Consider the following 9,965-nt stretch of genomic DNA (forward strand, 5'->3'; position numbering starts at 1 on the left):
CAGGGCCTATGGCTTCAGAAACTTTGAGAATTACCGCATGAGAGTCTTGGCTCAATGCGGTTGGAACGGTGTCATCAACCGTGTCTAGTGAATGCCCATCCCCCGTTTATGGGGTAGAGCCCAACTGGTGGCCCGGGGCGGAATCGAACCACCGACACAAGGATTTTCAGTCCTCTGCTCTACCGACTGAGCTACCGGGCCAAGACGCAAAACTATACACGATATTTCCAGCCTGTGCAGGTAAGATGGCCACACATGCCACAAGCGGGCTATGGCGTCTTATAATACGCCCTGTCCGACAAAGCAAGGCAATTCCGACCGGCATGTCTCTCGATGTACTCACCTTTGGCCTGAACCACGTCTCGGCACCGGTGGCGGTGCGCGAGCGCGTGTCGTTTCCGCTCGAGCTGGTCAAGCCGGCCTTGGCGGCGCTGCGCACGGCCTTTGGGTCATCGGTGCGCGAAGCTGCCATCCTGTCCACTTGCAATCGCACAGAAATCTACTGTGCGGCCGAACCCGCGGTGGGTGATCAGCTGCCAGCCTGGCTGGCCGAGTTCAACCGGGTCGAGGCGGGCCAACTGGCGCCGCACCTGTATCAGTACCAGCAAAATGATGCCGTGCGTCATGCCTTTCGCGTGGCCAGCGGGCTGGATTCCATGGTGCTGGGCGAGCCGCAAATCCTCGGGCAGATGAAATCGGCCGTGCGCGCGGCCGAACAAGCCGGTGCGCTGGGCACCTTGCTGCATCAGCTGTTTCAGCGTACGTTTTCGGTCGCGAAAGAGGTCCGCTCGCAAACGGCCATTGGCGCCCATTCGGTGTCCATGGCAGCGGCCGCTGTGCGCCTGGCCGAGCGCGTGCTGGGCGATCTTTCCCAATCCCGCGTACTGTTCATCGGCGCTGGCGAGATGATCCAGTTGTGCGCCACGCACTTTGCGGCGGCGCGGCCGCTGCAAATGGCGGTGGCCAATCGCACGCTCGAACGCGCCGAACAGTTGGCCGGGCAATTCGACGCCCGTACCCTCAAGCTGTCATCTCTGCCCGAACACCTGGCAGAATTCGATGTCGTCGTGTCGTGTACGGCCTCTTCGTTGCCCATCCTGGGGCTGGGGCTGGTCGAACGCGCCGCGCGCATTCGGCGCCACCGGCCCATGGTGATGGTCGACCTGGCCGTGCCGCGCGACATGGAGCCCGAAATCGGCCGCCTGGCCGATGTCTATTTGTATACCGTCGATGATCTGGGCCGCCTGGTGCAGTCCGGCCACGATGCCCGCCAGGCCGCCGTGGTTCAGGCCGAAGCCATCATCGAGGCCCGTGTGCAACACTTCATGCACTGGCTCAGCAACCGCGAGATCGTGCCGGCCATCGTGCACTACCAGCACAATGCCGAGGCCCTGCGCCAGGCCGAACTCGAGCGTGCCCGGCGCCTGCTGGCGCGCGGCGATGACCCAGAAACCGTGCTCGAATACCTTGCGCACAGCCTCACCAACAAGCATCTGCATGGGCCGCTGGCGGCACTCAATCGTAGCGAAGGCACCGAACGCGACCAGCTGCTTTCGCTGCTGCCGCGGCTGTTGCCCGAACCCGGCGCGCGCCGGCATTAGCCGGTTTCCAGGCGCCGTACCTGGCCTGCCCGCGCCCCGTCCAGGCCGTGCAGGCACGGGATCTTTCAACCGCTACCGACCGTCTCCCGCCCATCGCCATGAAAGCTTCAGTGCATCAACGCCTCGAACAGCTCGACCTGCGGCTGCGTGAAATCGACGCCCTGCTGGCCGAGCCCGATAGCGCCGCCGATCTCGATCGCCTGCGCCGGCTCACCCGCGAGCGTGCCGAAATCGAGCCGGTGGTACGGGTATTTGCGGCTTGGCGGCAGGCGCACGACGATCAGACCACTGCGCGTGAATGGCTGGCCGAACCGGATATGCGCCTCCTGGCCGAAGAAGAGCTGCTCGATGCCACCCAGCGGCTGGAACAATATGAAGCAGACCTGCAGGTTCTCCTGCTGCCCAAGGATCCGGACGACGACCGGGGCGTGTTCCTCGAAATCCGGGCAGGCACGGGGGGGGATGAAAGCGCCCTGTTCGCCGGCGATCTGTTGCGCATGTACAGCCGCTATGCCGAGCTGCAGGGTTGGCGCGTCGAACTGGTGTCGGCCAGTGAAGCCGAGCTGGGAGGCTACAAAGAGGTGATCGCCCACGTGACGGGGCAGGGGGTCTATGGCCGCCTCAAGTTCGAATCGGGCGCGCATCGCGTGCAGCGCGTGCCCGAGACCGAATCGCAGGGGCGCGTGCACACGTCGGCCTGCACGGTGGCCATCATGCCCGAGGCCGATGAACAGGCCGAGATCCACATCGATTCCCAGGACCTGCGTATCGATACGTTTCGCGCCAGCGGTGCGGGCGGGCAGCACGTCAACAAGACGGATTCCGCGGTGCGTATCACGCATTTGCCGACGGGCCTGGTGGTAGAGTGCCAGGACGACCGCTCGCAGCACCGCAACCGGGACCGCGCGATGCAGGTGCTGGCGGCGCGCCTGAAGGATCGCCAGCAACAAGAGGCCCAGGCGCGCGAAGCCGCCCAGCGCAAGAGTCTGGTGGGGTCGGGCGACCGTTCCGAGCGCATCCGCACTTACAATTTTCCCCAAGGGCGCGTCACCGATCACCGCATCAATCTAACGCTGTACAAGCTGGGCCCGATCATGGATGGGGACCTGGACGAACTCACCTCGTCCTTGCTGGCCGAACACCAGGCCGCCCAGCTGGCCGAACTGGCGCACGATTGAACCGGTGCCGATGACACGTCCGATTCCCCTGCGTGCAATGCTGGCCGCCAGCCCCCTGCCGCGGTTCGAAGCCCACCTGCTCGGGCAGGCCGTGCTCGGCGTGTCGCGCGCCTGGCTGATTGCCCATGACTCGGATCCGGTCACCGCAGCCCAGCAGGCGCAATTCGAGGCCCTGCAGGCGCGCCGCCTCGCCGGGGAGCCCATGGCCTACGTGCTGGGTACGCGCGAATTCTACGGGCGTGATTTCTGCGTGGGGCCGGCGGTGTTGATCCCGCGTCCCGAGACGGAGTTTCTGGTCGAATGCGGCCTGCAGGCTGTGCAAGGGCTCGAGCGCCCGCGCATCCTCGAACTGGGCACTGGCAGTGGCGCTGTTGCCATCACCCTGGCGCTCGAACGCCCGGATGCCGCTGTGCTGGCCACCGATTGCAGCGCCGATGCGTTGGCCGTCGCGCGCAGGAATGCCAGCGCGTTGGGCGCCTCGTTGGGTTTTTTGCAAGGAAATTGGTACGATGTCGAGTTGGGTTCGGCACGCTTCGATCTGATCGTGTCGAATCCTCCGTACATACGGGCCCATGACCCGCATCTGCACCAGGGCGACCTGCGCTTCGAGCCAGGCCTGGCCTTGACGGACGGGGCCGATGGGCTGCAGGCCCTGCGGGCGGTCGTGCAGGGGGCGGGTGCGCATCTGCGTGCGCAAGGGGCGTTGTGTGTCGAGCACGGCTGGGATCAGGCGGCCGCCGTGCGGGCCATGATGGCCACCGCCGGTTTTACAGGGGTTGCCAGCCAGCCTGATCTGGCAGGCATCGAACGCATTACCCACGGCCGCTGGGCGGCCTGATTTTCAGAGAGCACCATGAGCGATACTGTTCAATCCGAAGTCCACAATTTCATCCGTGAAACCGTCACCGAGCATCCGGTGGTGCTCTTCATGAAGGGTACGGCGCAATTTCCGCAATGCGGTTTTTCGGCGCGCGCCATCCAGATCCTGAAAGAAGAGGGTGTCACTCACCTGGTCACGGTCAACGTGCTCGACGACGCCGAGGTGCGCCAGGGCATCAAGGATTACTCCAATTGGCCCACCATCCCGCAGCTGTACGTGAAGGGCGAGTTCATCGGCGGGACCGACATCATGGGCGAAATGCACCAGAACGGCGAACTCGCCCCCGTGCTGAAAGACGCGGGGGCCATTGCCTGAGCTGAGCGGCCCCGAAGCACGGCGCGCCTCCGTGCTATCATCAATTTGTGAGAAAAGCCTACAGAAGTGCATGATGCGCAGGCTCTCGCGCGTTTGCAAGGCGCGCATCACCGGTTCATCAACCACCTAAAAGGGGCTCTCTCATGCAGCGTCGTTCCTTCCTCAAGAAGGTCACCATGGGCGCGGCCGCCGGCGGCGCCACGCTGGCTGCGCCGGCATTCGCCCAAGATGCGCCCGTGATCCAGTGGCGCCTAGCTTCCAGCTTCCCGCGCAGCGCCGATGCCATTTATTCCGGTGGCGAGCACGTAGCCAAATACATTGCAGAAGCCACGGACGGCAGGTTCCAGATTCGCGTCTTCCCGGGGGGCGAACTGCTGCCGGCGCTCGGGGTGCTCGACGGCGTACAAAACGGCACGGTAGAGTGCGGCCACACGGCGTCGTACTATTACTACGGCAAGAATCCCACGCTGTGCTTCGATGCGGCCGTGCCCTTTGGCATGAACACCCGTCAAATGAATGCCTGGGTGCTGCGGGGGGGTGGGCTCGATCTCCTGCGCGAAGTCTTCGAGTCATACAATATCGTCAATTTTCCTTGTGGTTTCACGGGCTGCCAAATGGGTGGCTGGTTCCGCAAAGAGATCAAGACGGTTGATGATCTCGAAGGCCTGAAATTTCGCTCGGCCGCATTTGCGGGCGCGGTGCTCGCGAAGCTGGGCGTGCTGCCGCAGCAAATCGCCGGAGGCGACATCTACCCTTCGCTCGAAAAAGGCATGATCGATGCCGCCGAATGGATCGGCCCCTACGACGACGAAAAACTCGGCTTTCACAAGGTGGCGCCGTATTATTATTTTCCGGGCTGGTGGGAAGCCACCCTGCAAGTGTCCCTGTACGTCAACAAAGACAAGTTCGAAGGCCTGCCCACGCACTACCAGGGCATCATGACCGATGCCGCCGCACGCGCCGCCAGCGTGATGCTGGCCACCTACGACGCAGAAAACCCCAGGTCGCTCAAGCGCCTGGTGGCCAAGGGCGCGAAGCTGCGCATCTTTCCCAAGCCGGTCATGGACGCCTGCTTCGAGGCCTCCGAGGAAACCTACGCCGAACTTTCCGCACAGGATCCGGGCTTCAAAAAGGTCTACGGGCACTACAAAGCGTTCCTGGACCAGGAAATCCCCTGGTTTCGCATCGCCGAAGGCAGCTTCGACCAGTACATGGCCTCTATGATCAGGTAGCGGGCGTACAATTCCGGGGTATTGACCCAATGTGCTTCAAGCCCAGGTATCTTATGTCCAGCCGTTTTCTTGATGATGTCCAGGCTCGCCTGGACCAGTTGCGCACCGAGGGGTATTACAAGCCAGAGCGCGTGATCGCCGGCCCGCAATCGGCGCGCGTGCGCCTGGCTGGTGGCTCGTCCGTGCTCAATTTCTGCGCCAACAACTACCTGGGCCTGGCCAATGATCCGCGCCTGATTCGGGCGGCGGTGCGGGGGCTCGAGCAAGACGGCTTCGGCCTGGCCTCGGTGCGCTTCATCTGCGGCACGCAAACCGGGCACAAGGCCCTAGAGGCCGAACTCGCCCAGTGGCTGGGCATGGGCGACGCCATCCTCTATTCCAGCTGCTTCGACGCCAATGGCGGCCTGTTCGAGGCCTTGCTGGACGAACAGGATGCCGTCGTCAGCGATGCCCTCAATCATGCCAGCATCATCGATGGCATCCGCCTGAGCAAGGCGCGCCGGTTCCGCTATGCCAACAACGACATGGCGGATCTTCGCAGCCAGCTGCAGGCGGCGCGCGCCGGCGGGGCCCGTCACATCCTCATTGCCACCGATGGCGTATTTTCCATGGATGGCATCGTCGCCAACCTGCCGGCCATCTGCGATCTGGCCGAGGCGTTCGATGCGCTGGTCATGGTCGACGATTCCCACGCGGTCGGGTTCATGGGGGCGGGCGGGCGCGGCACGCCCGAGCACTGTGGCGTGCAGGGGCGCGTCCACCTGCTCACCGGAACCCTGGGCAAGGCCCTGGGCGGTGCATCGGGTGGCTATGTGGCCGCGGCTGCACCGGTGGTGGATCTTCTGCGCCAGCGCTCGCGCCCTTACCTGTTCTCGAACACCCTGGCGCCGGCCATCGTGGCCGCTTCGCGCCAGGTGCTGGCGCTGCTGCAGGGGCCCGAGGGCGCCCGCCTGCGCGAGCGGGTGCAGCACAATGGGCGCCAGTTCCGCCATGAAATGCAGGCGCTGGGCTTTCATCTGGTCCCCGGCGAACATCCCATCATTCCGGTCATGCTGGGGGATGCCGCCCTCGCGTCGCGCATGGCCGATGCCTTGCTCGACCACGGCATCTATGTCATCGGTTTCTCGTATCCGGTCGTACCCAAGGGGCAGGCGCGCATCCGCACCCAGATGAGTGCGGCCCATTCGCCCGAAGACATCCACCACGCGGTGCAGGCCTTCGCCCACGTGGGGCGCGAACTGGGCGTCCTCTCATGAAAGCGCTGGTCAAGACGGGGCCCGGGGTCGGGTTGCAATTCGCCGATGTGGCCCGCCCGGCCGTGGGTCACAACGATCTGCTCATTCGCATCCGCAAGACGGCCATTTGCGGCACGGACATCCACATCTGGAACTGGGACGCTTGGGCCGCCCGCACCATTCCGGTGCCCATGCACGTCGGCCACGAATACGTGGGCGAGGTGGTCGAGATCGGCCAAGAGGTGCGCGGGTTTTCAGTGGGGGACCGCGTGTCCGGAGAAGGCCACATTACCTGCGGCCATTGCCGTAATTGCCGCGCGGGGCGGCGCCACCTGTGCCGCAATACACAGGGCGTGGGGGTGAATCGCCCGGGGGCCTTCGCCGAATACCTGGTGATCCCGGCCTTCAATGCCTTCCGCATCCCCGAAGACGTGTCCGATGACCTGGCGGCGATCTTCGATCCGTTCGGCAACGCCGTCCACACCGCGCTGGCCTGGGATCTCGCCGGCGAAGACGTGCTCATCACCGGCGCCGGGCCGATCGGCGCCATGGCGGTGGCCGTTGCGCGCCATGTGGGCGCCCGGCACGTGGTCGTCACAGACGTGAATGACTACCGCCTCCAGCTGGCTGGGCGCATGGGGGCCACCCGGACGGTGAACGTGGCACGCCAGGATCTGGCAGAGGTCATGCGTGAACTGGGCATGACCGAGGGCTTCGACGTCGGGCTCGAGATGTCGGGCGTGCCCGAGGCTTTTGCCGGCCTGTTGGCGCAGATGAACCATGGCGGCAAGGTCTCGTTGCTGGGCATCCTGCCCGACGGGGTGGGCATTGACTGGAGCCAGGTGATCTTCAAGGGGCTGGAGATCAAGGGGATCTACGGCCGCCAGATGTTCGAGACCTGGTACAAAATGGCCGCCATGCTGCAAAGCGGCCTGGATATCTCGCCCATCATCACCCACCATTACCCCGTGGCCGCCTTCCGCGAGGCTTTCGAGATCATGCGCTCGGGCGCCAGCGGCAAGGTGATCCTGGACTGGTCGGCTCAGGGGTAGAGACCGCGCACGTGGTGGGCCTCGAGGATGCGTGTGCAGGCCACGATGAACGCCGCGGTGCGCAGCGATACGCTGTGCTGCCGCGCCACCGACGACATTGACGCATAGGCGGCGCGCATCATGGCCTCGAGCCGGTGGTTGATCTCTTGCTCGGTCCAGAAGAAGCTGGAGAAATCCTGCACCCACTCGAAATAACTGACCGTGACCCCGCCGGCATTGGCCACGACGTCGGGCACGATGACCGTGCCCTTGGACGAGATGATGTCGTCGGCCTCGGGGGTGGTCGGGCCGTTGGCCCCTTCGACCAGAATGCGGGTGTGGACCAGATCGGCATTGTTCTGGGTGATCTGGCTCTCGAGTGCGGCCGGAATCAGGATGTCGGTGGGCAGCGACCAGAATTCGTGTTCGGTCAGGGTCTGCGTGCCCGCAGCCCCGGCCACGCCCCCCGTTTTATGGGCATGATCGAGCAGCGCGGGGATGTTCAGGCCGCGTTCGTCGTGGACGATGCCGGTGTGGTCGTAGATGGCCACCACGTGGGCGCTCGCATCGTGGAACAGGCGCGCGGCCGTGCCGCCCACGTTGCCGAACCCCTGGATGGCGATGCGCGCCCCCTTGATGTCGATGCCGGACTCGCGCGCGGCCTCGCAGGCGATCACGTACACGCCCCGGCCCGTGGCCTGGATGCGCCCCAGGCTGCCGCCCAGGGACACCGGCTTGCCGGTCACGACCCCGGTGTTGGTACCGCCTTCGTTCATCGAATAGGTGTCCATCATCCAGGCCATGATCTGGGCGTTGGTGTTGACGTCGGGGGCCGGGATGTCTTTGTGCGGGCCGATGATGTCGTGGATCTCGCTGGTATACCGGCGGGTGATGCGCTCGATCTCGGCCTGCGAATACTGGTGCGGGTCGAAGCGTATGCCGCCCTTGGCGCCCCCGAAAGGCAGGTTGACCGCGGCTGACTTGATCGACATCCAGGCCGACAGGGCCATGACTTCGGACAGGGTGACGTCCTGGTGGAAGCGCACCCCGCCTTTGCCAGGACCGCGTGCCAGGCTGTGCTGCACGCGGTAGCCCTCGAAGTGGGCCATGGAGCCGTCATCGAGCCGGATGGGCACGTCGACCACCAGGATGCGCTTGGGGCGTTTCAGGATGCCAACCAGCGGGGCGAGCGACCCCAGGTACGGCGCGACCCGGTCGACCTGCTGCAGGTAGATGGCCCAGGGGCCCGGGTCATGGGGGTTCAGATAAGAGGGTAGATTGGAGACGGAAGAAGCAGACATGAAAGAACCTGGTCAGAGAGTATGTGCGAACCCGCCCCGAGCGCCGTGCATCAGGGAAAAATCAGGGAAGTCGTACCTATTTTAGAGCGCAATGAAAAGTTCTTCAGCAGGGGGCAACGGGTGCGGAGGCCGGCTCAGAGCCCGTAGAGACGCAGGCCCTCGAGATCGAGCACCTCGACGCCGCCATACTCGACTTTCAGCAGCCGCGCCGCCTCGAGGGTGCGCAAGGCCTGGTTGGTGCGCTGGCGCGAGATGCGTGCAAGATAGCCGATTTCTTCCTGGGTGATTTCCAGGCGCATCGAGTCGCCCGGGTACAGCAAGGGGTTGAAAAGCTCGGCCAGGCAGCGCGCGACCCGCGCATCGGGCGCAAGCAGGCGGTCGTATTCGGCCTTGCCGATGAACTGGGCCACGCGTTCGTTGAGCTGGTGCAGTAGGTAGCGGTTGAAAGGGATGCTGACATCCAGCAGCCAGTAGAACGTGTCGCTGCGCAGGCGGGCAATGGTGCTCTGGCGCAGTGCGATGATGTCGTACTTGCGTGCCTCGCGCTTGAGCAGCGAGCCTTCGCCGATCCAGCCCCCCGCGGGCACGCCCGTGAGCGAGGCCAGCTTGCCTTCGGCATTGCCCACCGATACCTTGATCAGGCCGTCGAACACCCCGATCCAGGCACTGGCCACCACCCCCTTGTGTTCGATGATGGTGCCGGTCTCGACCTGTGCCACGGCCGTATCACGCACCACCCGGGCCTGCTGCTCGTCATCGAGCAGATCGAACCATGCGGCGTGCATATGCAAGGCCTGGACCAGATCCATCAGGAATTACCCTAGTTAAATCGTGAATGTCATACAAGGGACAGTTGGAACCCGAAGGCGGCGGTATCTTGATTGGCAACTGCACCCGCCAGAGGTGCACCAAAGATGGCGTGTCGCACGCACCGACACCACGGAGACACCATGGTACAGGAAACCCACCGCGCAGCGGGCCTTTCTGCCGATCCGGCCAACGACATCCTGTTGTCGGTCGAAGGCCTGCACCTGTCTTTTGGCGGCATCAAGGCCCTGCAGGGCATCGACCTGGCCGTGCGCCCGGGCGAAATCTACTCCATCATCGGCCCCAATGGCGCGGGCAAGACATCGCTGCTCAATTGCATTTCCGGGCGCTACCGGCCGCAGCAGGGCCGCATGTATTTCAACGG

Annotated in this window: 10 protein-coding genes and 1 tRNA gene; 8 read left to right on the forward strand and 3 right to left on the reverse strand. The window is 64.4% G+C overall.

Annotation, left to right across the window (positions count from 1 at the left end):
• Positions 1 to 125: 125 nt before the first annotated feature.
• Positions 126 to 201 (reverse strand) — tRNA-Phe (locus WCZ84_RS12640).
• A 122-nt stretch (positions 202 to 323) separates the two neighbouring features.
• Between WCZ84_RS12640 and hemA the strand changes: the two genes are divergently transcribed.
• The 7 genes from hemA (at position 324) to tdh (ending at position 7,493) form a co-directional block, all read left to right on the forward strand.
• Positions 324 to 1,601, forward strand: a complete 1,278-nt coding sequence (hemA, locus tag WCZ84_RS12645; protein ID WP_372686635.1) for a glutamyl-tRNA reductase — start codon at positions 324 to 326, stop codon at positions 1,599 to 1,601.
• Positions 1,602 to 1,699: 98 nt separating this feature from the next.
• The gene (gene prfA, locus WCZ84_RS12650; RefSeq protein ID WP_372686636.1) at positions 1,700 to 2,779 is read left to right on the forward strand and encodes a peptide chain release factor 1; all 1,080 of its coding nucleotides are present in this window, start codon (positions 1,700 to 1,702) and stop codon (positions 2,777 to 2,779) included.
• A gap of 10 nt (positions 2,780 to 2,789) precedes the next feature.
• Positions 2,790 to 3,617: a peptide chain release factor N(5)-glutamine methyltransferase gene (prmC, locus tag WCZ84_RS12655; RefSeq protein WP_372686637.1), complete on the forward strand. Its 828-nt coding sequence runs from the start codon at positions 2,790 to 2,792 to the stop codon at positions 3,615 to 3,617.
• 15 nt (positions 3,618 to 3,632) lie between these two features.
• Positions 3,633 to 3,974: a Grx4 family monothiol glutaredoxin gene (gene grxD, locus WCZ84_RS12660; protein WP_372686638.1), complete on the forward strand. Its 342-nt coding sequence runs from the start codon at positions 3,633 to 3,635 to the stop codon at positions 3,972 to 3,974.
• A gap of 143 nt (positions 3,975 to 4,117) precedes the next feature.
• Positions 4,118 to 5,206, forward strand: a complete 1,089-nt coding sequence (locus WCZ84_RS12665; protein ID WP_372686639.1) for a TRAP transporter substrate-binding protein — start codon at positions 4,118 to 4,120, stop codon at positions 5,204 to 5,206.
• 53 nt (positions 5,207 to 5,259) lie between these two features.
• Positions 5,260 to 6,462: a glycine C-acetyltransferase gene (locus WCZ84_RS12670; protein WP_372686640.1), complete on the forward strand. Its 1,203-nt coding sequence runs from the start codon at positions 5,260 to 5,262 to the stop codon at positions 6,460 to 6,462.
• Positions 6,459 to 7,493 (forward strand): L-threonine 3-dehydrogenase, encoded by a 1,035-nt coding sequence (gene tdh, locus WCZ84_RS12675; protein WP_372686641.1) that lies wholly within the window; start codon positions 6,459 to 6,461, stop codon positions 7,491 to 7,493. The genes WCZ84_RS12670 and tdh overlap by 4 nt, the downstream gene beginning before the upstream one ends.
• Here tdh and WCZ84_RS12680 read toward each other — a convergent pair.
• Complete coding sequence (locus WCZ84_RS12680; RefSeq protein ID WP_372686642.1) at positions 7,484 to 8,773, reverse strand: Glu/Leu/Phe/Val dehydrogenase; 1,290 nt, start codon at positions 8,771 to 8,773, stop codon at positions 7,484 to 7,486. The genes tdh and WCZ84_RS12680 overlap by 10 nt on opposite strands.
• Positions 8,774 to 8,907: 134 nt before the next feature.
• Positions 8,908 to 9,582, reverse strand: coding sequence for a Crp/Fnr family transcriptional regulator (locus WCZ84_RS12685; protein WP_372686643.1), 675 nt, complete (start codon positions 9,580 to 9,582; stop codon positions 8,908 to 8,910).
• A 141-nt stretch (positions 9,583 to 9,723) separates the two neighbouring features.
• Between WCZ84_RS12685 and WCZ84_RS12690 the strand changes: the two genes are divergently transcribed.
• Positions 9,724 to 9,965 (forward strand): ATP-binding cassette domain-containing protein (locus tag WCZ84_RS12690; RefSeq protein ID WP_372686644.1); only part of this gene is annotated, 242 nt, incomplete at its 3' end.

The organism is Castellaniella sp. (assembly GCF_041675725.1).
GTDB lineage: Bacteria > Pseudomonadota > Gammaproteobacteria > Burkholderiales > Burkholderiaceae_B > Castellaniella.